We start from the raw sequence: 25,504 nt of genomic DNA on the forward strand, positions 1-25,504 counted from the left end.
TCCACATTATAGTAACTAAAGTTGTATAGCTTATACAGTTTGAAAACAGAAAAAGCGACTGAATCTTAGCTGTTTTTTTGTTTGAGAAAAATTATATTATAACTCAGATTTTTGATATTTTTTTAATAGTTGAATAGGACCTTGAGTGTTTATTTGGATCATTTGTTGAGCCATAGAAGAGGGGGATTCTAACATATCATTTTCTAACCACCAAGAAATAACACCGATATAAGCAGCAGAAATATAGCTAACGACCATCTCTTTAGCAACAGGAAGTTCATTCTCTACTAAATTCGCTTCTGAAATTGCATGATCGTAAAATTCAAACAAAAATCCTTTTAAATAATGTATAAAGTTAGGAATTCCTTTTCCTATAAGCATAACTTGAAAAAATTTCTTGTGTCGAGCGATATGTTCAAAAATATGTGAAGCTACATATTTTTGCAATTCATCAACATTTTTACTTACACTGTAAAATTTCGATGCCTCCCCAAACAGCTCTTTGAGCATCTTATCTATGCTTTGGTTTAGTAACTCGTCTTTGTCTAGAAAATGACGATAAAAGGTTGCACGATTGACTGTTGCACGGGTGGTAATATCTTGTATCGTAATTTTTTCATACGTTTTCTCATCTATTAACTCAATCAAAGCATCTCGCAGAAGATTTTGAGTACGTTGTACTCGAGGGTCCACTTTTTTGTTTACCATAATAAACCTCCATAAATTAATTTTGTATTTTTGCAACAGTATTTTAGCTAGGTGTTGCCTAAGCAACATTTCACTGTTTATTGATTCTTGTTATTATAAACGCCCTTGTTATAATTATTTAAGACAAATGTTGTTTTAGCAACAAAATTCTCAAAAATAGTTAATCATTATTTACTTAGAGAGTTAAACAACATGATGTTTTAGTGAAATTTCCTAGTTACTGGTTATTTAAGTGGGAATAAACCAGCATATCCACGGAAATAGCAAATCAAGCTTTAATTTAACAAGGAAGGTGAGCATACATGCAACAAGACGAAGTAATAAAACAGTTTACTACACCATTAGGTGCTCCAGCATTTCCGGTAGGTCCTTATCGATTTCATAATCGAGAATATCTAAATATTTTATATCGCACAGATATAGATAGTTTACGAAAAATAGTACCTGAACCTTTAGAGATTACGGATCCACTCGTTCGTTTTGAGATTATGAAGATGCCTGATGTAACTGGATTGGGTTCTTATACAGAGTGTGGGCAAGTAATTCCTGTAAGCTTTAACGGTGAGGAAGGCGAATATCTGCATGCTATGTATGTAGATAGCCATCCTGCTATCGCTTCTGGAAGAGAGATAGGTGCTTATCCTAAAAAGTTGGGTAAACCTAGTTTATTTGTGGATTCCGATACATTAGTAGGTACTCTCGACTATGGTTCTTTGAGAGTGGCAACTGCGACGATGGGTTATAAACACTGTCCTCTGGATTTATCCGAGGCTCGTAAAGAAATTTGCAAGCCTAACTATATGATCAAAAAGATGCCAGGGTATGATGGATACCCAAGAATTTGTGAACTTGTCCGTAGTCAAATTACAGATATCACCATTCATGGAGCTTGGTCAGGTCCTGCACGCTTAGAGTTGTTTGCACATGCCCTTGCACCAATGTCAGATTTGCCTGTGCGCGAGGTTGTGTCTACCTCTCACATTCTTACAGATCTTACCTTGGCTTCTCCAAGTGTTGTACACGACTATCTGGCAAACAAGTAATCATTATAGAGAAGGCAAACCTAATTAGAAAGGAAAGAAATGAGCATGAATATAAAAACTAAAAGTCCTCAGTTACCTGAGAATTTACGTAGATTCAACCCTGTTACAGTTATTGGCGCTGGTGTTATTGGAATTTCATGGACAGCCTATTTTCTTGCAAAAGGCTTAGAGGTTCGAGTAAATGATGTGCGCCCTGATCTAGAAGAAGTTGTGCATACGGGGATCGAACAGATTATCCCAACATTACGTGAACTTGGGCTTCCAACTGAAGGCCTTACAGATCGATTAGTTATTGAGAAAAAACTTGAACGCGCACTTGATGGAACAGCAGTTGTACAAGAAAATGGTCCTGAACGCATCGACTTTAAACAGGAGTTATATGCGCAAATCGAACAGTTCGTGACCACAGACACATTATTACTATCATCTTCTTCGGGTTTAAAAGCAAGTGATATCGCAGAAAAAATGGAAAATCCAGAGCGTATGTTAATTGGACATCCTTTTAATCCGCCGCACCTGGTTCCATTGGTTGAGATTGTTCCTGGAAAGAACACATCTGCTGATGCTGTTGAAAAAGCTGTGACTTTTTATAAAGCATTAGACAAGAACTCGCTTGTATTGAAGAAAGAAATGACTGGATTTGTAGCAAATCGTCTTCAATCAGCTTTATTTCGCGAGGCTATACATTTGGTATTAGAAGGAGTTGTTTCGATTAAGGATCTTGATGAAATTGTAACAAGTTCGATTGGCCTTCGATGGGCAGCAGGTGGTCCATTCTTGACTTTCCACCTGGGAGGTGGAAAAGGAGGGTTCCCTGCTTTCCTCAAGCATTTAGGACCAGGAATGGATGCACTTTGGGATCACCTTGGTAAGCCACATTTGGATGAGGCTACGATTCAAGCATTATCTGAACAGGCTGTCTCTTGTTATGGAAGCATTTCTGAAAAGCAGCTTGAAGAAGAGCGTGATCGTCGACAATTATCTGTGCTACGTGCACTTAATGAGGAGAAGTAAATAAAGTTTTTACATTATATTAAAAAGGAAGAGATTACGATGTCCACAAATACAGATGTTAAAAAACTTACTGATGCTATTGTGAAAGCAAATGAAAATAAATTAACGAATCTTGATAACTTTGATATTTATGAAGAGTTAAATACAGTTTTAAAAGATGTTGGATTATCGATGGAAGACAGTGGAGGAAAGGTGACTTTTTATGGACAAGATCCTATTACTCTAAGTACATTACGTCTTGCATCAGCTGCAGGAATTGCCTTAGTGGCAAAATCAATTGCTGTTTCTAAGATTTGGAGAATGCGCGGAGGGAAAGGTCAAGATATTCATATGGACTTGCGTAAAGCGCTTCGAAGATTATCGCCTTTCTATGATAGAAAATGGGAAAGACTAAATGGGTTTGCGCCTGGCGTTGCTAATGATCCTTATAACCCTTTTGATTTTAGTTTCTATCAAACAAAAGATGGAAAATGGGTAATGCCACTTAATCCATACCCACGCTCTAAACATGAAACGCTAAAATTCTTAAATTGTACAGAGGAGCGTGGAGCTGTAGCTAACGCAATTCATCAATGGAATGCAGATGAATTAGAGAAAGCTGCTGCTGAACGAGGAATTGTTATGCCGGTGGTACGTACAGTTGAAGAATTTATGAAAGAACCTACTTATGAAGAAGTAGCGAAGCTTCCTCTTATTGAAATTGAAAAAATTGGTGAAAGTGATCCAGAGCCACTTTCTAACCATGCTTCTACTCCTTTAGAAGGAATTCGTGCCTTAGGCCTTTCTCATGTTATTGCAGGAGCCGGTTTTGGACGAGCTCTTGCTTTACATGGAGCTGATGTTTTAAACGTTTGGCGCCCAACAGATTGGGAGCATGATATGGTATATGCCACTTCAAATGTCGGCATGCGTTCTACTACACTTGATCTAGGAGCCGCAGAAGGTAAACAAAAAGTAGAAGAACTATTAGAAGGAGCAGATATCTTCTTTGCGAACCGTCGTTACGGATTCCTTGAACAATATGGGTTATCAGCAGAAGATTGTGCTCAAATTCGTCCTGGTATTATTCATTGCACGGTTAATTTACATGGAACAGAAGGTGCTTGGGCAAATCGAAATGGATTTGATCAAACAGCTGGATGTGTGACAGGTGTAATGGCGCTTGAAGGTTCACCTGATAATCCGAAATTACCTCCAATTTCTATTGTGAATGATTATGCTGTTTCTTGGCTACTTGAAGTAGGGGCTTTAATGGCATTGGAAAGAAGAGCAAAAGAAGGTGGTAGCTATCGTGTACGTGTTTCTTTAGATCGTGTATCTTTATGGATCCTTTCAATGGGGATCTTTGATAAGCAATTTGTGAAGAAAACGGCAGGGTCGTCAGAGGAACATGAGTTTATTGCACCGGATTTATTTGAAGCTGAAACTCCATTAGGCTTATATCGTGGAGTTACCGATCAGGTTGAAATGTCAGAGACTCCTGGAAAATATGAACCTGTACTTGTACCTCGTGGTTCTTGCAAACCTGAATGGATCACTAAGTGATAACTAATTAATTAGAGGCCTTATTAAAAAATCAAAAATTGCATTTGTATTTTACTAGCAGGTTGAACCCATGGAATTGATGAATTCTGTGGGTTCTCTTTTCATTTCCGGTGATAAACTTTATATTAACTAAAATTGAATGTGACATTTTGTCTATAAAGGTAAAATACTTTTTATACGTACATAAAGGTTTATTTTATTAACTAAATAGACGTTCTGTTATTTGATTCTACATAGTCTAAAAAGGTGTACCTTTTAGGACTGTTTATAATGGACAGACCTCACCATAGGCGAACCATGCATAGTTAGATTCAATAACAATTCGTTCTTAGAATTGCAAAAGTTTTTTTATATTTTTTCTCGTTTAAAAAACAAAAATCCTGAAGGCTAGTTAAGCCGATTAAAGGCGGACTATTTTGCTTTTAAGCAAAAATGAATTTTTTATAAAGCTCTTGTGCTAGAGCGCACTCTAGGTATTATACTGAGAAACATCTTAAGAATAGAAAGGGTTGATCAGTAATGTTAAATGTTGAAGAGAAGGTAGTTATTTTAACTGGAGCTTCAAGTGGAATCGGTGAAGCAACTGCTAAAGTACTTGCTAATAAAGGAGCTAAAGTTGTACTATCAGCAAGACGTGAGGAACGATTACGAAAACTTAAGTCAGAAATTGAACAACAAGGTGGTATAGTTGAATATAAAGTAACGGATGTTGCTTCTCAACAAGAGGTAGAAGAACTTGCAAGTTTTACTTTAGATAAGTTTGGAAAGATTGATGTTCTAATTAACAATGCTGGTTTCATGCCACTTTCTTATTTGCATGAAAAAAGAGTGACAGAATGGGAACAAATGATTGATGTAAATGTAAAAGGTGTACTTTATGGTATTGCTGCGGTTCTCCCCTATATGAGAAGAAAAAAACAAGGGCATATTATTAATGTTTCTTCTGTTGCAGGACATATAGCTTTTCCGTCAAGTGCTGTCTATTCAGGTACGAAATTTGCTGTAAGGGCCATTACTGAAGGACTGCGACAAGAAGAAGTAGAAAATAATATTCGTACAACAATTATTTCACCTGGGGCAGTGGATACAGAATTGGTCAATTGCATTTCCAATCAAGAAATTAAAAAAGGTATTGAAGAACAGATTAGGGAATTTGGACTCCCTGCGGAAGCAATTGCTAATTCGATTTTATATGCAATTTCTCAACCAGATAATATAGCTGTCAATGAAATAATTGTAAGACCAACTAAACAGGAAATATAATAAAGAAAGATATTGATATTTGTGGCTCACTTTTTTGTAAGTGGGCCTTTATTCCATAATCATATGGAATAAATAATAAAGAGACAGGAGGTATTAACTATGAGCTATACAATTAGTGAGGTATCAGATCAAACAGGCTTATCGATTCATACTTTGCGATATTATGAAAAAGAAGGTATTACTCCGATTATTAAGCGAAATGAAAGTGGCAGACGTGTTTATGAAGCTAAAGATATTGAATGGCTTAAATATATTTGTTGCTTCCGAGCCACGGGTATGACCATTGCTGATTTAAAAGAATTTGTAGCTCTTGTAATGCGAGGTGATGAAACAATTGATCAACGAATATCAATGCTTAAAAAACAAAATGAAAACATAAATTCAAAAATAAATCAATTGATGTCTTATCAAGCAATGATTGACCATAAAATTAACTGGTACAGCAATGATATGGATCATAGTAAAGTTTGTCCTAGAGAAGGAAGTATTGAGAATCGAATGAATTCAGAGTGAAAATATTAATTAAAATTATTTATTGTTTTTCCACTTTCCTTCTTTTATCCTTCCATGAAAATTGTTACGTCGTTATAAAACCTGATATTGCATCATTCTGGGTAGCATAAAGATAGATATAAGAAAAGCCCCCAAATTCATGAGGACTAATAGAATCTTTCTTATATATTCTTTCAATTGGAAGAGGTTCTCATTAACCTAAAAGTGATAATGTTAATAGAATACTTCAATTAGGAATCCTCCAGGTGACTCTACATAAAAGGTATAACGATGTAATTGTTTTGGAGGTTCCACGTTAAATCCTCCTTCTTTCAATCTTTGATTGATTTTGTTTACTTCCTCTTCATTTTTCTGAGAAAATCCAATATGGAAACTTTTTGGATAATGGACTTCATTGCCCTTCATTAAAGTAAGCACAAAATCATCATTGTCCAACATTACTGCAAAGCCTTTTCCTTTACTTGACCTACATGTTAAACCAAAATAGGTTTCCAAAAAATTCTGAGTAGCCGGTACATCTGTAACAGTTAGATTGAGGTGATTAATTTTCATTTTTTGACCCTCTCTTAAATCAGTATATTAAACTGTTCTAATCAATAGACGTTTTGCATTTACCTTATATTTTATATAGATATTTAATCTTTATGATCCATCAAGAGATGTGTCTTTTCAGATGATTTTTACTACTAAAGTCTTAAAAAATATTTTCAATACTTTTAAGGTGCTTAATTTCGTTAACAAAATAAAAAGCTACCTCGGCATTGGTTGATATGCTCCTCTTATAGTAGGTAAGCAACAGAGAAAACAGACTCTAGTGCTACTAATGCTTTGGGGAGTTACTTTATTTATTTAAAAATAGTTTTAGGATATTTTACATGTAACTTGTCAAAAATACCAGAAAATATCTTTTGTATAAAAGGAGATAAATACATATGGAACTAAAAAAGGTATTAGGAATCACCTTTTTATCAAGCGTTATATTATTTTCTGGAACTTTATCATCTGTTAATGCTTCTAAAATGACAGTAAAAAATTCAGCAGAAAACGATTTACCGAACGTGAAGATTTTGGCTACTGGCGGTACCATTGCAGGTTCTTCTGAGAGTAGCACGGATACAACTGGATACGAATCAGGAGCTCTTGATATTAAAACAATAATTAAGGCTGTTCCTCAGCTGAAAAAAGTAGCAAATGTGAGTGGAGAACAAATCGTAAATATCGGAAGTCAAAATATGAGTAACTCCATTTTGTTAAAGTTAGCCAAACGAATTAATACTTTATTAGCCTCTAAGGATGTTGACGGGATTGTAGTGACACACGGGTCGGATACTTTGGAAGAGACAGCTTATTTTCTAGATTTAGTAGTAAAAAGTGAAAAACCTGTGGTTGTGGTTGGTTCAATGAGACCAGCTACAGCTATAAGTGCAGATGGGCCACTAAACTTATATAATGCAGTGAAAGTTTCTACCACCAAAGAAGCAAGAAATAAAGGAGTTTTAGTAGCGCTTAACGACCGAATCGGTGCAGCTCGTTATATTACGAAAACCCATACAACGGCAGCCGATACATTTAAATCTCCAGAACAAGGATACGTAGGAGAAATAGCTGGAGATAAGGTATTATTTTATAATGAACCCACTCGTAAGCATACAACACAATCAGTATTTGATGTGTCAAAATTTGATAAGCTTCCTCAAGTAGACATCATATATGGATATCAAAATGATTCTAGATATTTTTATGATACAGCTGTAAAGGCAGGAGCAAAAGGAATAATAGTCGCAGGAGCTGGAAATGGGTTACTATCTGATGCTGCTTTAGCAGGAGCTAGGGATGCTGTAAAAAAAGGAGTAGTTATTACTAGATCTAGTCGTGTAGGAAGTGGGGTTGTGACGCATGAAGCCTCAGATGACAAAGATAAGTTTGTTACGTCTGATTCGTTGAATCCCCAAAAAGCGCGTATTCTCTTAATGCTTGCTTTAACTAAAACAAAGGATCCTAAAAAAATTCAAGAATATTTTAATGAGTATTAATAAATCAAAAAGAATCCTTTGCTAATCATAGCAAAGGATTTACTTCGGTTAATTTATATAAATTAACTATTAAAATGATAATGTTAATTATAAAGTCAGCGTTCTAAGCCATAATAGGCAAGACTATTCGACTTAAAACCATTTTTTGATATGTGAAATACTTATTCATATCTACTGCATTCGAGAGCTTATGTAGTTTAATGCTCCATAAAGACTGTTGAATGTGACGATGTCATTTAAATTTACACCTAACTGAACCATTGTAAGCGCAATTTCAGAGCGAATGCCACTTAATACAACATCTATTCCTATAAGTTTTAAAGCCGCAACTACTTTGAAAAGTTGGTCTGCAACCATGGTATCAATAATAGGTACGGCAGATAGATCAATAATTAACCAACTTAGTTTGTAAGTATTACCTTGTTTCAATGCATTTTCCATTAAAATTTGAGCTCTATGTGTATCGATCTCCCCTACAAGAGGAATTACACCAATTTCTTTTGTTATACGCACTGCAGGTATAGATAGTTCATCTATAGCGTACTGAGCAGATTGGATTTTATCTGTATAATCTTCCATATCCACCTATAAAAACCTATTATGTTGAATGGTTTTGCATAATCGGATAACGGTGACTATGCTACTTAGAAATGAGTATCGTATACAGAGTAAAGAAGAAACTACCTAACCATTAGGTAGTTTCTTCTATCCTTGTTGTAATTGATTTTTAAGTTGTTGTACAATAGTAGGATTTGCTGGAGCAGCTGGTTGATAATAGTTTTTTTGTTTTGCATACTCATACACACTACGTTGGCGTGTCTCGTCCTGATTACGTATTTGAATAAGTGTCTCGTATNACCTATGGCCGTTTTTGATACATTTGGCATTGTAACTGAATCAACAGATGGACATGTTTCAGGCGCTTATGCATTCACGTTGATCGCTATTTTATTTACAGCCATTAGTTACGGAAGGATGGTAAAAGCTTTTCCCGGAGCTGGTTCCTCTTATACATACGCACAGCAAGTAATGAATCCAAGCATTGGTTTTTTGGTAGGATGGACGGCTCTTCTTGATTATCTATTTCTGCCAATGATTAATGCGCTTTTGACAAATATTTACCTAAGCTCTCTGTTTCCAGGTGTTCCAAAGGCCGTATGGATTATCAGCTTTGTTGTCATCATGACCATAATAAATATTTTCAGCGTTCATTTAACCGTTTCTTTTGGTACGCTATTAGTTGCTTTTCAAATTTTAGTCGCTATTATCTTTATTATTTTAAGTGCTACAACTCAAGGCCAAGAGCTATCATTTAAACCGTTTATAAGTGAATCGGCCTCTATATCTCTGTTATTAAACGGAGCAGCTATTTTATGCTTTTCTTTTTTAGGATTTGATGCTGTAACCACTATGGCCGAAGAAACACTTAAGCCTGAGAAAACCATTCCTAAAGGGATTCTTATTATTGCGTGTACGGGAGGCGCCTTATTTATCACGGTTTCTTACTCTGCGCAGCTTCTTTTCCCTTCAGCCTCTTTGTTTCATGATTTAGAAGGTGCATCAGCGGAGATCGCTTATAAAATTGGCGGCCAGCTTTTTCAATCTATTTTTGTAGCAGCGGCCTTGACTTCAACTATTGCTTCTGGACTTGTCTCACATATGAGTGCATCAAGACTTCTCTATGCAATTGGGAAAGATGGTTATCTGCCTCGGGGAATTTTTGGCTATATTCACCCTAAAACAAAGACGCCTGTTTGGAACGTAGTGATTATTGGTGGCCTCTCTTTAATTTCACTAGGTCTGTCTCTTGAAAAAGCTACCTCTTTAATTAATTTTGGTGCTTTAATTGCGTTCAGTTCAGTGAACATAGCGGTTTTTATCCATTATTTTATTCAACAAAACAAACGATCTCTCAGTGGATATATTTCATATGTACTTATGCCTTTACTCGGCAGCTTATTTTTATTTTTTATGTGGCTTAACTTAGAAAAAACATCCTTATTTATCGGTATTGTATGGAGTATAATCGGAATTATTTATTTACTGATTGCCAGACGAAAAAATACTATTACCATTCCTACTTTTCATTTTGATTAAGGAAATAGACTTAACACATGAAAGCTACATTTACTATACCAATGGAAAAATCCGAACGTATTTGATTCTCAACCAAGAATCAAACTCGTTCGGATTTTTCTTCAACTAAAATACTTTCGTACCAGTCTCTTTTTATTTTTGCGATTGTGAGACTTTTTCCAAAATACGTCTTTTACGATAAAGCATCATTCCAACTTCCCCTATATCGCTAATTGCTTGTTTGTTAATATACGCTCCAAATACTATTCCTGCTATAGGAATCATTTGGAACAGCTTTTTCCAGCCCAAGTTGTCCCTGTAGGTTAGAAACACTTCTCTCCACCCTTGCAGCTGCTGCAAGCTCTGCGTTCGATTTCCGCTTGCTAATTCTTCTAAAATCGCACGTTTCCCTACAATGTCAGAAGACGAAAACTGCATGCATTTGACCATGAAAATTCGTTCCTCTTGCTCAGTGGGGTCGTAACCATAAGAAACAGCCACTTCTTGCAGTGTCTTAAGTGTAAGCCCTAATACAAAAGGAACATCAATAGCTAGTGTGAAAATCCCGCCTATACCGGTTGTAGCTCCTTGAAGCTGTGCATTCTTTTTTCGGACTTCAATAAAATGCTCTGCCAATTCATCCATTTCTTGCAGAGATAAATGCTGAATATCCTCTATCGAAAGCTGTTTCTTTTCTTGTAATTGTGCTGATGCTTTTTCTAGCGTGGCAGACGTATTAGCTAAATACTGGCCTCCATTATCAACATACTTAGCAATTTCATCTAATAATTTTTCTATTTTTTGATGAATGAACTTTGGCGTTACTTTATCTAAAGCTGAAAAAGGCAAACGAGCCAGCCGCTCCCAGAAAAAAAGTCCTTTTTGGTCTTTCTCCCACTTTTCAATTTTTCGTAACTCTACTCTTAACTGCTCATACTCTGACATATCCTCACTCTTTTCCTCGATTTATCAGCTCTGCCCTACTTGTTTATTCCGCACATATTTAATGATAAAAAACAGTGCAATTAAAACAACAATTCCGATTCCAATAGGCTGCATATATTGAGACACAATCGGCCCCACCTCTTTCCACTTAGGTCCTAACTTATATCCTAAATATACGTAAATAGCCGTTACTGGAAGCATCGCCACAAATGTATAAATAGAAAACAGCCATACATTCATTTTTGCCATCCCGCACGGAAAAGAGATAGCCGTGCGCACTCCTGGAATAAAGCGTCCAAAAAAAGCAACCCCGCTGCCGTACTTATTAAAAAAGCGATCGGCGGCGTCAATTTCTTTTTCTTTCACCAAAAAGTATTTTCCATATTTTAAAACCAGCGGTCGTCCACCGTAACGTCCCAGTGCATAAAGAGTCAACGGTCCACAAACACCGCCTACTGTACCTGCAAGAATAGCCAGATACAAGTTCATATCACCTTGGTACACCCAATACCCTACTAAAGGTAAAACAAGCTCTGCCGGGACAAACTCAAACGTTAATGCTAGAATTACGCCAAAAGAAGAGAGCTGTTTTAGCGCTTCAATTAAAGAAAGTAAAACCGACTCTAACAAAAATTCTCCTCCTCATGTCATTAAATCTAAGACTGCAAAACTATAATTTAGCCGATTGATAGATAAAAACCAACGCGGCATAGTTTTTTCCTTTCCCTCTTTACGTATTACGTACTACAAAAGTTTCAATAAAAAAAAGCGCTAGTTTTATCCAGCGCTTTTATAGTTTAAAGTTAATTTGAATAATACCTACTTTACGAAGAGCATCGTATAAAATAACTAAAGCCGGTCCTAAAAATAATCCGACAAAGCCTAAAAGTTTAAATCCAATGTACAAACTAACTAATGCAGCCAAAGGTGAAATACCCATATTTGTAGAAAATACTTTTGGTTCTACTACACGTCTTACTACCGTAATGACTCCAAATAGAATAAATAAGCCGATTGCTAATGAGTCATGCCCTTGCGTAAGAGCAAAAATCCCCCATGGAACGAGCACCGAGCCTGTCCCAAGGATTGGTAAGATATCGACAATTACAATTAATAAGCTAAGCAGCGCGGTATACGGAACATCTAATAGCCAAAGCCCTACATAAGCCATTACAAACGTCATGACACTTAAGATAATTTGTGCCTTAATAAAACCAACCCCCGCTTGGATAAGCTGAGTGATGACAACTTGTAGCTTATATTTCGTTTCTTCTGTTAAAAATGACTTAATTTTATTTTTAATAGCAGGCAGCTCAAGGCTGATAAATACAAGCGCTACTAAATAAATAAGAAACTCTAATAGAAACCCAGGAACAGTAGCAGCAAAGCTAATGATGATTTCCACGGTACTTTTTAATAGAGAATCTAATGAATTTACGGTTTTTTCAAGCGTGCGCTCGATAGAAGAAATCACTTCTGTAGGAAGAGCGTTTGAATAGTATTTCCACTTAATAATAGTTGGATAAATCGCGGTTTCATAGATTTCTTTTACAAAGGAAGGCGCTATTTTTGAAAGAGCAACCACTTGCGTAACGATTGTCCGAACAATAAAAAATCCAATAAGTATGAGCGAAACAACATATAAAATGAAGGTCATAAGCACTGCATAGACTCTCTTCATTTTAAAAGATTGATGCAATTTTTGAACAATACCCTCAAGCGCTAATGCTGTTAATAAAGCAAACACAATCGGTAAACTGTAAGGGATTAACAAACATACGATTACTATCGAGGCGATGACCCATATTCGCTTTTTCCACATACTCTACTATCCCCCAACTAGCTAAGCTATCTCTATATTTATTGATAAAGAAAGGAACCAGTGACTGCTTTTATGTAAGAATAAAATTTGAATATATTTATACCTGATGTTACATATTATAGGGTCAATTTCCATAATAATAAAGGAATTATTATGAAAAAAGCTACTTATTCTAATTTTTTGAATAGAATAAGTAGCTTTTTAATTTATAAATTAGCCGGCTCTCATGACCTCTGTACCTTTTTTAGGGTCAAATTTGCCTTCAGATTTAGACATCACAATTGCTGCTAGTGTGTTTCCTACTAAGTTAACAACCGTACGTGCCATATCCATGATTCTGTCTACTCCAGCAATGAAGGCTAATCCTTCTGCCGGAACCCCGATTGTTCCAAGAGTAGCCAGTAATACAACAAATGATGTTCCTGGCACGGCAGCCATTCCTTTAGATGTAACCATCAATACCAGAATGAGCGTCAGCTGTTGAACGATCGTTAAATCAATACCGTACACCTGCGCTAAGAATAACGCTGCAATCGCTTGATAAAGAACGGAACCATCTAGGTTAAATGTATAACCAATTGGTACAACGAACGATACGATAGCTTTTGGACAGCCCATCTTTTCAAGTTTTTCCATAATTCGCGGAAGAACTGTCTCAGAACTAGATGTACTGTATGCTAACAACAGTTCATCTTTCATATAGCGGAATAAGTGGAAAATGTTAATTCCTGCCCATTTCGCGATTCCTCCTAATACAACAAGTAGGAAGAAAATTAACGCTAAGTAAACTAAGATAACAAGCTTTCCTAATGAAAGGAGTGACTCTAAGCCGAATTTTGAAACTGTTACACCAATTAAAGCAAATACACCAATTGGCGCCACTTTCATTACAAGGTTTACCACGTGAAACATTGCGTGAGAAACGCCGTCGAAGAATTGTACAACTGGCTTTCCTCTTTCCCCAATTGCCGCTACTCCTAGTGCAAATAACACTGTAAAGAAGATAATTGCTAGCATATCTCCTTCAACAATTGACTGGAAAAAGTTTGTTGGAACAATGTGTAAGAAAGTTTCAGCCACTGACTTTCCTTCTTGCTGTTTGGATGTTTCAACATATTGTGAAATATCACTCTTCTGTGCTGAATGAATGTCTACACCTTGCCCAGGATGAAAAATATTAGCAACCAATACACCGATTATAATTGCAAAAGTCGTAATAATTTCAAAATAGAGAATGGTTTTAACGCCGAGCTTTCCAACCTGTTTGCCGCTCCCTGCTCCTGCAACTCCAACGACTAAGCTTGAGATAACAATTGGAATAACAATCATCTTAATTAACCTTAAAAATAGGTCTCCTAGCGGCTGTAGGTATGTTACTACACGCGGATCGTTAAACCAAATTACCCCTACAAGAACACCGAGGATTAATCCGGTAAAAATCTGCGTAGCCAAACCAAAACGAATTTTTTTCATAGATGTACCTCCCCAAAGATGTATGACATTTGTATATACTTTTCTGAAAAAACAAAAAAAGACTATTCTTAAGAAAGAACAGCCTTTTACTTACGCTATTTTGGGCTCTTTCTCTCAATAAAGCAAACGGGGTTAACTGTCGGATTCGGAATTGAGAGTTTCCTACCTTTTGTAAGGATTCACCCCAAGGCAGCTTTACTGCCGATAATGATTCCCCCGCTCTATACGATTAAGCTTATTATTCAGTTTTTATAAAATTAAAACGATCTATACGTTGTCATACGTTTTTTACAGTCAATAAAACTAAACAGAAGTCTTACTTTTACTTAACTTTATACTGCACAAATATTAATTTACTATTTTTCGACACGTTTTGTCAATACCCATGTTTATAAAACGCTTTCAAAAGGCGATAATATATATTTATACAAAAAAGCTATTGCAATGTTGCAATAGCTTTTTCTTGCTCTTTGAGTCTCTATTAGAAGTTTAAGGGACTAAAGAACACGCATGTTTATTTTATAAAAATACAAAATATAGAATAGCTGCTAACACAATTCGATATAGTGCAAATGGTACTAATTTGATACGATTAATTAATTTCAGGAAAAAGCGAATAGACACCAGCGCAAAAATAAAGGCGCTGATAAAACCAGCAATAAAAAACGGTAGTGCATCTGATGTGAAATACTGCCAGTTTTTAACCAATGAAAGTCCACTTGCTCCTGCCATGATTGGCACTGCCATAATAAATGTAAAATCTGCCGCTGCCTTATGGCTCATTCCAAGAAGAACCCCTCCTGAAATCGTTGAGCCTGAACGAGAAAAACCTGGCCAAAGAGCAATACATTGAAACAGTCCTATACCCAGTGCTTGTCCATAAGACATTTGGTCCACCGTCTCTACACGCGGACGTTTAGGTCCAAACAAATCTGCTAGAATCATTAATACAGCTCCGACTACTAAGCCAATTAGCACCGTATTTAAAGAAAACAAATGTTCATCAATATAATCATCAAACAAAAGTCCTAACACTCCTGCGGGTAACAGACCAACAATTACTTGCATTAAATTCAAGCGATTTGTCGGTCCAATTGGAGCGGCTGGCTTTTTTCCCAATCCTAATAAATTAATGAAACGATCTTTAAAAATAACTACTACTGCTAAGATCGACCCTAGCTGAATAACAATTTTAAATGTATTAGCTACGGGAGATGAAAATAATTCTTTTGAATTTAACCACAGGTCATCCACAATAATCATATGCCCAGTTGACGAAACAGGAGCAAACTCTGTTAAACCTTCTACAATCCCTAAAATGATTGCTACAATAATTTCCCACATAAAGCTATATACCTTGCCTTTCTTTCAAATTAATAAGCTTATCGCTTCGTTTTCCATGCTCAACTATTTTCCTATTTTGACACTTGCTTTTTTATCATAATTGTTAAAACTATGAAATACAATGTGTATTTGCAAAAAGATAAGAATCTTTAATAATTTGTAATAAAAACCTTACATGCTATAACCAAAAAACAAGATATCAGCTTTTATTTGTTTTAAAAAGCAGTCGCTATGTTCGGTATAAATTCCGGGTCCTTAGCTAAAAATGAATCATCTAGACTATTTTTCTTTAGTGTGAAAAAATGACTAAATCATTATGTTTTTTCCATCCCCTTTACTGTCATCTATCATTTTAATCAACTAGTGCTTGCTTATACGACATATCCCCTAAGTAATTTGAAACTTTTTTCTCTCTTTTCTCGTATATAGTAGTATCTTTTTTAGGAGGCTTTTTACTATGAATGGAAATGTACGTACAATGAAATGGGTCACTGCTGGGTATGAAGCCTTACTGGGAATTCCTTTAATTGGCGCGGGGATTGTTATGGGCTTTAGTTATACTCCTCTTTTTATTGGATTTATTCTTCATGCTATCACACTCATTTTAGCTAATAGACGAGGGTTATCTGCGTATGGAAACATACTAGGGATTGTTACTTCACTGGTTGCTTGGATTCCATTTTTAGGGTTTGTTATGCACATTATTACAGCTATTGTGATTGCAATCGATGCTGCTAGACAACGTTGATTGTCTAGCTTTTTTTATTTAAGGGTTGATTTTTTACCGAATGATGGTAAACTTAAGCCGTAAATTGAATAATTTAAATGTTATTTCTACTAGGGGTGTCTGATAGCTCAGACTGAGAGAAGAGTGCTATAAAACTCTTTAACCCTTTGAACCTGATTTGGGTTATACCAGCGGAGGGAAGTAGTCTTGAAAAGAATAGTATATGTTTATTCTTTTTTCGCCTATTCCATCGGGTTCTGTCTATCACAGAACCCGATTTTTTTATGGTTCGGTATAGCTACACTTTATGCGAAACCGGAGGAATATGTAATGTCAAAACAAAATGTATCAGTTTCTATGAAAAAGCCTTTTCCAAACAGTCACAAAGTATATGTCCAAGGATCCAGAGAAGATCTTAAAGTGCCTATGCGTGAAATCCATCAGTCTCCTACTACAGGATCTTTTGGGGAAGAAGAAAATAATCCCGTACGTGTATACGACACGAGTGGTGTTTATACAGATCCCTGTTATGAAATTAATTTACAAAAAGGATTACCGGCTCTGCGCGAAAAGTGGATTGCAGAACGAAACGATGTAGAAACATATCAAGGCCGTACGGTTCAGCCACAGGATAACGGTTATTATGATGGTGATCCAAGAGATCAGTACGAGCGCTTTATCACTAATCGTTTACCTTTGCGCGCGAAAAAAAATCAAAATGTAACGCAAATGCACTATGCGAAAAAAGGAATCATCACGCCCGAAATGGAATTTATCGCTATTCGTGAACAGATGGATCCTGAAGTCGTGCGTGAAGAAGTAGCAAGAGGACGTGCCATTATCCCTAATAATATCAATCACCCTGAGAGCGAACCGATGATTATCGGCCGCAAATTCCACGTAAAAATCAATGCTAATATCGGAAATTCAGCTATTCGTTCAGCTATTGAAGATGAAGTAGAAAAAATGACATGGGCAACGCGTTGGGGAGCCGATACAATTATGGATTTATCAACAGGAAAGGATATCCACACAACGCGCGAATGGATTATCCGCAACTCGCCTGTTCCTGTAGGGACTGTTCCTATTTACCAAGCGCTTGAAAAAGTAAAAGGTGTTGCAGAAGATCTAACGTGGGAAGCATATCGCGATACATTAATTGAACAAGCGGAGCAAGGTGTTGATTACTTTACTATTCACGCAGGTGTTCTTTTACGCTATATTCCTCTGACAGCGAAACGTACGACAGGTATTGTTTCACGCGGAGGATCCATCTTGGCGCAGTGGTGTTTAGCTCATCATGAAGAGAACTTTTTATATACTCGCTTTGAAGAAATCTGTGAAATCTGTAAAGCATACGATATTTCTATTTCGCTTGGCGATGGGCTGCGTCCTGGTTCCATTGCAGATGCTAATGATGAGGCACAGTTCGGTGAATTAGAAACGCTTGGTGAATTAACTAAAATTGCTTGGAAACACGATGTTCAAGTTATGATTGAAGGCCCTGGACATGTCCCTATGCACCTCATCAAAGAAAACGTAGATAAACAAATGGAAATATGCCAAGAAGCTCCCTTCTATACTCTTGGACCGCTTACAACCGACATCGCTCCAGGCTATGACCATATTACATCAGGTATCGGGGCTGCAATGATTGGCTGGTTTGGGACAGCTATGCTTTGCTACGTAACCCCAAAAGAACATTTAGGTCTGCCAAATAAAGAAGACGTTCGAGAAGGCGTTATCACCTATAAAATTGCTGCGCATGCCGCTGACCTAGCAAAAGGCCATCCAGGAGCACAAAAACGCGATAACGCGCTGTCTAAAGCAAGATTTGAATTTAGATGGAATGATCAATTTAACCTGTCACTAGATCCAGAGCGCGCAAAAGAATATCACGATGAAACACTTCCCGCTGAAGGTGCTAAAACAGCCCATTTCTGTTCAATGTGTGGACCTAAATTCTGTTCGATGCGTATTTCTCAAGATATTCGTAACATGGCTCAAGAAAATGAAAAAGATGTAAACGAAGTAAGAAAAGAAGGAATGAAAGAAAAAGCTAAAGAGTTTGTTAACAGTGGTTCAAATATCTATCAATAATGAAGTAGAACAGCTTAAAGAACAAATTAAGCAGCTTGAAAGAAAGTTATTATTTGTTCAGCAAAATTGTCAGCACATTATCGTTGAATCCTCACATTCTTCCGTAAGACGCTGCATTAAGTGTTTCTATCAACAAGAGGCAGTGGCTAGGACAAAAGTATTTTAGTTGAAGAAAGATCCGAACGATTCATCGTTCGGATCTTTTCATTGTGATGGTAAACGTAGACTTCATATCTGTAGCTGCTTTCTAGCTATTGATTCAGTTATGTCTCCATCTCTTTATCTTTTTTTGAAACGTGCTTTCAGCACGTTCTTGGCCCAATATAGTATTTTAATAATAACCCAGCCTATAAATGTACCTAGCGTATTCAAAAAGATATCATCAATATCAAATACTCGTTCCGTTAGCTTGTACTGTAAAATTTCAATTAGAAAACTGATTAAGAAACCCGTCGTAAACACTTGAATAAAACCGTCAAACCACTTCATAAACAAAGGAATAAACATTCCAAGCGGCGCAAACATCACGATATTCCCCAGTATATTTGTCAGAGTGAGCATTATATTCCCGCTGTCCCACATCAGACGGATCGTGCTAAATAAATCCAAGTTCATTGCTTTTCCGTAAACATGTTCGTTTTCCCGTATGAGAGTAGCATAAATGACCACTGCTGTATATGCAATAAATAGAATGAACATGACTTTTTTAACGATTGACCTGATGCTTACATTCACTTCAACATCACCTTCTTTGACTCCCAAAACCGTTTATTATTATCTATATGTACCCGTCCACTTCTTTCATTCGTAGTGAATGCATTTACATGCTTTTTTATCCTATCACATCAATAAATAAATACAATTCCCTTTTTATTATTTTGTAAACTAAAATTTTTTCACTTAAAAAAGCCATGCTTTTCGCATGACTTTTGTTAATTAATAATTCCACGATGGATAATTTCCACTTGTACTTTCGGATTAATCGAGATGTTTTTATAATCCTGTCTCCATTTAAGCCTTTCCCATATACTCGGATGATAAGCGGCTACTTCTCTTCCTATTTCAAGAAAATCGCAGTTAGCTTTTTGCAACTTTACAACTACTTTTTCTGCTTTCTTTTGTAGAACTTTTTCAATTTCTTCCTGTACATTTTTTATTAATGCAGGGGATGACATTTCGTTTTTAGTGAATTCATTAATGCTTACTTTTACATGTAGTGGTATGGTCACTTTTACCCCGTGAATCGCATCCGGCTTAACGTTCATCTTTGCTTTAGCGTCTGACACATCATACGATACTACATACTTTTGGTCATGTATGGTAATTTTGTCACTCATAATCATATATTTATCTTTTTGATTTCCTAATAAAAGAAGCACCTTGGATTCCTCAGGATTTAATGTAATGCCTGAAAATTTATCTTTATTAAACAAAGCTGTACCGATTACATCAACGGTCTTATTTTCAGTATTTAATTTCATATAAGGAAGAGCTAGCCCTTTTCCTTCATCAAACAACACGGTACAAAGTGACTGAAGAGTTTCAATTGGTACTAAAGAATTCGCTTCAGCCGTATGAACAACTCCGTCTAAATATTCTCCAATTAGCTCTTCTCCTACTTGCTGTAATTCAACGATAGTACTCGGCTTTCCTTCGACAATGACATACTTAGCCGTCAAAGGACTTTCTGGTGTACGATATAAAACGTCTGATAATTCTAGTATACCTTCTTTAGCTAATCGATCTTCAAATAAAATTATTCTCTTTTTAGCAGACATTACAATTCCAGAAACCTGCTGGTTAATTTTTGTTCGATCATCCCGAGGTGATTCTCCTGCCACATGGTAGGTTTTATTCACTAAAATCCCTTCTTTAGAAGTGTACGAGCGGATCGCAATAGTAGAAATCACCTTATTTCCTTTCTTTTTTTCATAAGCCACTGTAGACAAAAACATCGTATCTTTTAGCATTTTTTGATCCCAGCATCCTGTTAAAAAACTTAGAACTAAACATACATTGAAGATCTTGATAAGTTTATGCTTCATTTTTTACTGTTCCTTTTCTTATCCATGATAGAATTAACAAACAAATAGGAATACAGAAAATGAATACGTAAATTAAATAGTTAGTTGCCTGTGATAAAGCTGTCACAAGATTATCCGTTTTTGAAAAATAAATGGAAAGACCTGTTACGAATATCAATACAATTGGAACAAACGGACGGTGAGTTTTTTTTTTGAATATTTCCTGCATGCCTACACTTGAAATATACACGTACATAATAAGGGACGTAATAACAGAAATAATCCAAAAGGTAATAAAAACCAAGTCTATTCGTTCAATAACTGAGTTTTGCGTCGCCTTCAAAATGTACAAAACCGGTTCTGGTACGATTAAGATTTCATCCGGACTAAAAAACAAATAACAAGCAATGATGATATATACATATAAAACGGTAACGATACAATTACTAAGCATGACCATCTTTAATGTCATAGTAGATTTTGCCTTTACAAATGGAGCTAAAATCAAAATCGCTTCAAAACCTAGCATTGAAATACTTCCCTCTTTTGACGCCAGCAAGATATTTTGAATACCGCTGTGCCCAATCGGAAACAGGTACCGGACATCAGCCTCTTTATAAGCATTCGATATCAACAGCACTAAAATAATTAAAAATACGGATACAATTGTAAAGAAACGCCCTATATTGCGGACATTCTCTTTTGCAAAATACAGCGCAATCACAACTAATAAAAGGACCAAAACATACGCTGGCGTTAAGTGGTACAGCCAGCGCTTTAACACGTTTACATACAAAACAGTAATAACACTTGAAACAATGATGTAATAAAATACATATCCTATATTTAAAAAATTACCTACCCACTTGCCAAGCAGCTTGCTAGTCATCTGATATAAAGTTAGACCTGGCAAACGATGCGTTAATCCCCAGTGGAATAATGTAATTACTTGAATAATACACCCGCTAATTAACATTGAAATCCAGCCGTCCGTATGCGCCGTCTTAAATAAGTTATAAGGTAACCCTAAAACACCAATACCAATTTGCGTTTGTAAAATGATAAAGAACAGCTGACTGACTGAAATACTATTTTTATTCATTTGAATCCCAATTCCTTATCGCTTTTTGACGTTGGCGTTTTTGAGGCTTAGCGTTAGCAGGTCTTTCATTCAAATAGAGCTGATGCATCCTCATAAAAACATCCTTTAAACCAGAAATTTTAAAGGGCGCAAAAGGGATTAAGTAAGGCATCGTAATAGACTCTAAAATAACTAAATGCATAACAATAAGAACTAATACAAAGACAATACCCAAGTAGCCAAAGACTGCTGCTCCAATCATCATCGGAAAACTTAAAATTCGCAGCGTGGTGCTCATTTCGTTTGATGGCACAACAAAGGAAGAAACGGCTGTTAGAGCAATAACAATAATCATCATATTTGAAACTAAACTCGCCTCAACAATTGCTGTACCGATAACTAACCCTCCAACCACCCCAATCGTTTGAGCAATTGAAGAAGGCAGCCGAAGAGAAGCCTCTTTTAGTAACTCTAATATTAAAACCATAATAAACGCTTCTACTATCGGAGGAAATGGAACGTTCTCAAGAGAACCTTTTACTGTAAAAACTAAGTCCAAAGGAATCAATTCATAATGAAAAGAAATCGTTGCAATATAAATTGCAGGTAAGCTCATAGCTACAAAAAAGCTGAATATACGTAAAAGGCGGAAAAATGAGCCATAAAGTGCACGCGTATTATAATCTTCAGGCGATTGATAAAAAGAGAAAAAATTAACGGGAGCAATCAACGCAGAGCTATTTCCATTTGTTAGCACTGCCATTCTTCCTTCTAACAGATTGCCCATTACCCGATCCGGCCTTTCTGTGTTCAACAGCTGAGGAAATGGTGAAAGAGGCGAATCTTCTAGAGCCTCTTCAATGATACTCCCACTATCCACTCCATCCACTTCAATTTGTTGGATACGATTAATGATCGTATTACAAATCTCTACGTTAGCTATATTTTTCAAATATAAAACCGCTACTCGCGTGCGTGAAATACTTCCTACTTCGATATAACGTACAATAAGGCTTCCATCTAAAAACCTTTGTCTCATCAAGTTCAAATTTTTATCTAAGCTCTCCACAAAGCTTTCTTGAGACCCCCTGATTATTTTCTCATTCAGCGCTTGGTTCACTTCTCTTGTAGCTGTTTTTGTGGAATCAATTGCATAAACCAACGGATCATTCTCGATTAATAGAAGAGAAGCACCTCGACTCATTAAACTAATCATTTCATCCAAATCTTTTGTAGGAGTAATGGAAGCAGCCTGAATGACTTCTTTTATCTCCCCTTCTTTTTCTATTAATAACGGTTTGATAACATGATCATTTAACTTGATTGAATCCATAAGGGGCACAAAATAGACTAAAAGCGCACGCTCATGATTAAATTTCAGCCACCTTTGCCCTATATCACTCGTATAGTCTAACCTTTCTTCCAGCATTTTTAGAATTTCTTCTACATTTGTGCCAAGTTCAATTTCTGTTTTTGGCTCTTTTTCTTCAAGGGAGATAGGACTTTTTGTTCGCTTAGGCCTTCGTTTAATTAACAGTGCCACTCACCTGCCTCGATGTCTCTTGTTATTATTCATTGTTTCTAAAAAAATGAATAGTATGTAAAAAAATGCAAAAAGACGCAGCGGAAAATTTTCGCTGCGTCTTTTTAATCTGGATAATAAGGATTCAAATGGATTAATACTTCCTGAATATTATCATGCTTTTTCATAAGTGTTGCTTTGATTTCTCGTCCTAAATCATGACCTTCCTTAATTGTTTTAAAGTGGTCAATTGAAATACGTACATCCACTAATATGTAATGGCCATGTTCTCTTGCTCGAACGCGATCAATCCGCTTCACATCTTCAAATTCATAAATGCTTTCTTCAAGTTCTTTCAGTAGCTCTTCATCAATATTGCCTTCCATTAAGATTTGAAAAGACTCTCCCATCATTTGTCTGGCAATGTTAAAAATTAAATAAGCAACAAAGATGCTTGCTATTTTATCTCCGTATAACAGCAGTTGAACATTCATTTTATCACCAATAATCGATAATAAAACGCCAATTGCCGCTGCAATAGAAGCAACAATATCTGCTTTATGATCAAAGGCAATTGCCTCAATTGCCTTACTGTGGTGCTGCTTCGCTACGTTTAAAGAATAACGGTACAACAATACCTTTGCTATGTATGAAATAACAGCAATCCACATGGCTAAAATATTTGGAGATTCAACCGGATGGAATAAACCAACGACTCCTTCAAATACCACATAAAATGATACAAGCAATAAAATAATTCCTACGATTCCTGAGACAATCACTTCTGCTTTTCCATGTCCATATGGATGGTCATCATCTGCTGGTTTATTTGCTACTCGTATAACCAACAAGACAATAATAGAGGCAAATACGTCCGCTGCAGAGTGAATACCATCAGCAAATACAGCATCACTATTTCCAATCCATCCTACTATTACTTTTCCTAGCGTAAGGGCAATATTGCTCCATACGCTAATCCATGCTACTTTTTTCGCAATGGACTCCCTTATACTGTTGTTCATTTGCACACCTCGACTTACTTCTTGAAAAATCAGCTTTTTTATCTTATCACTGCTCATTCAAGTGGGTCTAGAGCAATCTATTTTCGCTTAGCTATATATGTTTCAGTACCGCAAAATTACTGATAACCGACAACATACTCCTTATTATTTCTCCGCCAACTTCTTACGGTCTGTTGACATTGGAGGTTCTTCCATCCAACCTTGCTCAATCATAATCCGAATTCCATCTTTTCCATACTTCCCTATACGCCCGATTAGCTGAGAAAATTCTAATGCGACATCCGAACGGAACGACATAGACAAGCCAGCACCACAGTTATCAATAGCGATCGTCACCGCTGTGGAAGTATGATACATCATCAGTTTATCTGAAAACGGTGAAATCGTTGAGTTGGTTACATACGCATCAAGCAGACGCGGACTTGGTAGGTCAGCTTCAGACAATAACTCAGTGAATTGCTTGATTTGCTTACTCGCAAGCTTGACTCCATCAAAAAAATAAGAGCGTAATTTTTGTGTGGTAGCTACTTGACTAAATGCCAGCATCAGCGTTTTACCTAATACATTTGTATTAACAATTTCTTGAATAGCCGTAACCTCCAAAGAAGTTAGAGGATGCATTTGAGAGAAAAATGGTGATATAAACGTTTTATGATCCACAAAATTTACTTTTACAGGATAAGGAATAACTGGAGGTCTCATTAGCATGCTTTTTCTTAAAATAACGTGGTTAGAATCATCTAAAAGACTGTCGCTTTCTTTTACACACCGAGACAGGTGATCATAAATATCTTGCCTTCTCACTGCGCTTAGGGCTCTGGCATATTTTTTCATACCTCCAATTGCCATTTCATTTACATAAATAGCCATAAAAATATCATCAAATAAAGCAGGAACTCCTTTGTTCACATCTTGTTCCCCAAAACCTACTGGTATTGGAATTTTTTCCGAACTGAATAATTCCGTCAATTCGTCTACATGAGTTTGTGAAATCTGATGGGCTTTTTTTAAGAGCTCCTTAATCTCGGCATCTTTTACAACAGATAGAAAATACCCAAGAACACATACATACAGCGTATCGCCTAAATATTGCGCCCATAAGTAACCTAACTCAGCTGCGTTCAACCGCTGATTTTGTTGATGTTTTTGCATTTCGCTCTTTATATTTTCGTTCATTCACTTATTCTCCTTTTGGATAAAGTCGTACTTTTACTATCTCCAAAGAAGCGCTGAATAAACCGCATAAAAA

23 protein-coding genes, 1 pseudogene and 2 riboswitches are annotated in these 25,504 nt (G+C 36.3%); of the genes and pseudogenes, 9 read left to right on the top strand and 15 right to left on the bottom strand.

What is annotated here, in order from left to right:
• Nucleotides 1-96: 96 nt before the first annotated feature.
• The gene (locus ACFX4W_RS14310; protein WP_377559651.1) at nucleotides 97-708 is read right to left on the bottom strand and encodes a TetR/AcrR family transcriptional regulator; all 612 of its coding nucleotides are present in this window, start codon (nucleotides 706-708) and stop codon (nucleotides 97-99) included.
• A 302-nt stretch (nucleotides 709-1,010) separates the two neighbouring features.
• Between ACFX4W_RS14310 and ACFX4W_RS14315 the strand changes: the two genes are divergently transcribed.
• The 5 genes from ACFX4W_RS14315 (at nucleotide 1,011) to ACFX4W_RS14335 (ending at nucleotide 6,086) form a co-directional block, all read left to right on the top strand.
• Nucleotides 1,011-1,751: an acetoacetate decarboxylase gene (locus ACFX4W_RS14315; RefSeq protein WP_377559654.1), complete on the top strand. Its 741-nt coding sequence runs from the start codon at nucleotides 1,011-1,013 to the stop codon at nucleotides 1,749-1,751.
• Nucleotides 1,752-1,796: 45 nt separating this feature from the next.
• Nucleotides 1,797-2,765, top strand: coding sequence for a 3-hydroxyacyl-CoA dehydrogenase NAD-binding domain-containing protein (locus ACFX4W_RS14320; protein ID WP_377559656.1), 969 nt, complete (start codon nucleotides 1,797-1,799; stop codon nucleotides 2,763-2,765).
• A gap of 39 nt (nucleotides 2,766-2,804) precedes the next feature.
• A complete protein-coding gene (locus tag ACFX4W_RS14325; protein ID WP_377559658.1) occupies nucleotides 2,805-4,310 on the top strand; it encodes a CoA transferase in 1,506 nt (501 codons plus the stop codon).
• 519 nt (nucleotides 4,311-4,829) lie between these two features.
• Nucleotides 4,830-5,573 (top strand): SDR family oxidoreductase, encoded by a 744-nt coding sequence (locus tag ACFX4W_RS14330; RefSeq protein WP_377559661.1) that lies wholly within the window; start codon nucleotides 4,830-4,832, stop codon nucleotides 5,571-5,573.
• A 99-nt stretch (nucleotides 5,574-5,672) separates the two neighbouring features.
• Entirely contained in the window at nucleotides 5,673-6,086 is a 414-nt protein-coding gene (locus ACFX4W_RS14335; protein WP_310320925.1) for a MerR family transcriptional regulator, read from the top strand.
• 213 nt (nucleotides 6,087-6,299) lie between these two features.
• Here ACFX4W_RS14335 and ACFX4W_RS14340 read toward each other — a convergent pair whose 3' ends face one another.
• On the bottom strand, nucleotides 6,300-6,638 hold the full coding sequence (locus ACFX4W_RS14340; RefSeq protein ID WP_310320923.1) for a VOC family protein: 339 nt from the start codon (nucleotides 6,636-6,638) through the stop codon (nucleotides 6,300-6,302).
• Between the two features lie 380 nt (nucleotides 6,639-7,018).
• Here ACFX4W_RS14340 and ACFX4W_RS14345 point away from each other — a divergent pair, with 380 nt between their 5' ends.
• A complete protein-coding gene (locus ACFX4W_RS14345; RefSeq protein ID WP_377559665.1) occupies nucleotides 7,019-8,119 on the top strand; it encodes a type II asparaginase in 1,101 nt (366 codons plus the stop codon).
• 171 nt (nucleotides 8,120-8,290) lie between these two features.
• Here ACFX4W_RS14345 and ACFX4W_RS14350 read toward each other — a convergent pair whose 3' ends face one another.
• Entirely contained in the window at nucleotides 8,291-8,698 is a 408-nt protein-coding gene (locus ACFX4W_RS14350; protein ID WP_377559667.1) for an STAS domain-containing protein, read from the bottom strand.
• A gap of 126 nt (nucleotides 8,699-8,824) precedes the next feature.
• Nucleotides 8,825-8,971 (bottom strand): annotated as a pseudogene (locus ACFX4W_RS14355) (spore coat protein); the annotation flags it as partial.
• Here ACFX4W_RS14355 and ACFX4W_RS14360 point away from each other — a divergent pair.
• On the top strand, nucleotides 8,912-10,216 hold the full coding sequence (locus tag ACFX4W_RS14360) for an APC family permease (protein WP_377560538.1): 1,305 nt from the start codon (nucleotides 8,912-8,914) through the stop codon (nucleotides 10,214-10,216). The pseudogene ACFX4W_RS14355 and the gene ACFX4W_RS14360 sit on opposite strands and share 60 nt — an antisense overlap.
• A gap of 132 nt (nucleotides 10,217-10,348) precedes the next feature.
• Here the strand turns inward: ACFX4W_RS14360 and ACFX4W_RS14365 are convergent, their stop codons facing one another.
• From ACFX4W_RS14365 to ACFX4W_RS14385, 5 genes are all read right to left on the bottom strand, one after another.
• Nucleotides 10,349-11,140, bottom strand: a complete 792-nt coding sequence (locus tag ACFX4W_RS14365) for an EcsC family protein (protein ID WP_043978111.1) — start codon at nucleotides 11,138-11,140, stop codon at nucleotides 10,349-10,351.
• 24 nt (nucleotides 11,141-11,164) lie between these two features.
• Entirely contained in the window at nucleotides 11,165-11,770 is a 606-nt protein-coding gene (locus ACFX4W_RS14370) for a DedA family protein (protein WP_377559668.1), read from the bottom strand.
• Between the two features lie 160 nt (nucleotides 11,771-11,930).
• The gene (gene ytvI, locus ACFX4W_RS14375; protein ID WP_013055188.1) at nucleotides 11,931-12,962 is read right to left on the bottom strand and encodes a sporulation integral membrane protein YtvI; all 1,032 of its coding nucleotides are present in this window, start codon (nucleotides 12,960-12,962) and stop codon (nucleotides 11,931-11,933) included.
• Nucleotides 12,963-13,175: 213 nt separating this feature from the next.
• Entirely contained in the window at nucleotides 13,176-14,435 is a 1,260-nt protein-coding gene (locus ACFX4W_RS14380; RefSeq protein ID WP_025753247.1) for a glutamate/proton symporter GltT, read from the bottom strand.
• A 106-nt stretch (nucleotides 14,436-14,541) separates the two neighbouring features.
• A riboswitch (cyclic di-AMP (ydaO/yuaA leader) is annotated at nucleotides 14,542-14,681 on the bottom strand.
• 273 nt (nucleotides 14,682-14,954) lie between these two features.
• Nucleotides 14,955-15,779 carry an undecaprenyl-diphosphate phosphatase gene (locus tag ACFX4W_RS14385; RefSeq protein ID WP_013055186.1) on the bottom strand — a complete coding sequence of 275 codons (825 nt, stop codon included), beginning with the start codon at nucleotides 15,777-15,779 and terminating at the stop codon, nucleotides 14,955-14,957.
• Between the two features lie 457 nt (nucleotides 15,780-16,236).
• On the opposite strand from ACFX4W_RS14385, the gene ACFX4W_RS14390 reads away from it, so the two are divergent.
• Both ACFX4W_RS14390 and thiC read left to right on the top strand, forming a co-directional pair.
• Nucleotides 16,237-16,527 carry a hypothetical protein gene (locus ACFX4W_RS14390; RefSeq protein WP_043978114.1) on the top strand — a complete coding sequence of 97 codons (291 nt, stop codon included), beginning with the start codon at nucleotides 16,237-16,239 and terminating at the stop codon, nucleotides 16,525-16,527.
• An 81-nt stretch (nucleotides 16,528-16,608) separates the two neighbouring features.
• Nucleotides 16,609-16,723: riboswitch (TPP riboswitch) on the top strand.
• A 113-nt stretch (nucleotides 16,724-16,836) separates the two neighbouring features.
• Nucleotides 16,837-18,606 carry a phosphomethylpyrimidine synthase ThiC gene (gene thiC / locus ACFX4W_RS14395; protein WP_043978116.1) on the top strand — a complete coding sequence of 590 codons (1,770 nt, stop codon included), beginning with the start codon at nucleotides 16,837-16,839 and terminating at the stop codon, nucleotides 18,604-18,606.
• A gap of 279 nt (nucleotides 18,607-18,885) precedes the next feature.
• Here thiC and ACFX4W_RS14400 read toward each other — a convergent pair whose 3' ends face one another.
• The 6 genes from ACFX4W_RS14400 to ACFX4W_RS14425 form a co-directional block, all read right to left on the bottom strand.
• The gene (locus ACFX4W_RS14400; RefSeq protein ID WP_237075567.1) at nucleotides 18,886-19,341 is read right to left on the bottom strand and encodes a VanZ family protein; all 456 of its coding nucleotides are present in this window, start codon (nucleotides 19,339-19,341) and stop codon (nucleotides 18,886-18,888) included.
• 197 nt (nucleotides 19,342-19,538) lie between these two features.
• Nucleotides 19,539-20,651 (bottom strand): Ger(x)C family spore germination protein, encoded by a 1,113-nt coding sequence (locus tag ACFX4W_RS14405; RefSeq protein WP_043978122.1) that lies wholly within the window; start codon nucleotides 20,649-20,651, stop codon nucleotides 19,539-19,541.
• A complete protein-coding gene (locus ACFX4W_RS14410) occupies nucleotides 20,641-21,732 on the bottom strand; it encodes a GerAB/ArcD/ProY family transporter (RefSeq protein WP_043978124.1) in 1,092 nt (363 codons plus the stop codon). The genes ACFX4W_RS14405 and ACFX4W_RS14410 overlap by 11 nt, the downstream gene beginning before the upstream one ends.
• A complete protein-coding gene (locus ACFX4W_RS14415) occupies nucleotides 21,725-23,254 on the bottom strand; it encodes a spore germination protein (protein ID WP_052500295.1) in 1,530 nt (509 codons plus the stop codon). The genes ACFX4W_RS14410 and ACFX4W_RS14415 overlap by 8 nt, the downstream gene beginning before the upstream one ends.
• A 104-nt stretch (nucleotides 23,255-23,358) precedes the next feature.
• Nucleotides 23,359-24,255, bottom strand: a complete 897-nt coding sequence (locus ACFX4W_RS14420) for a cation diffusion facilitator family transporter (protein ID WP_043978126.1) — start codon at nucleotides 24,253-24,255, stop codon at nucleotides 23,359-23,361.
• Between the two features lie 144 nt (nucleotides 24,256-24,399).
• Nucleotides 24,400-25,431 carry a DUF3231 family protein gene (locus tag ACFX4W_RS14425; protein WP_043978128.1) on the bottom strand — a complete coding sequence of 344 codons (1,032 nt, stop codon included), beginning with the start codon at nucleotides 25,429-25,431 and terminating at the stop codon, nucleotides 24,400-24,402.
• Between the last annotated feature and the right edge of the window lie 73 nt (nucleotides 25,432-25,504).

Origin of the sequence: Priestia sp. YIM B13489, assembly GCF_042787645.1 — a bacterium.
GTDB lineage: Bacteria > Bacillota > Bacilli > Bacillales > Bacillaceae_H > Priestia > Priestia megaterium.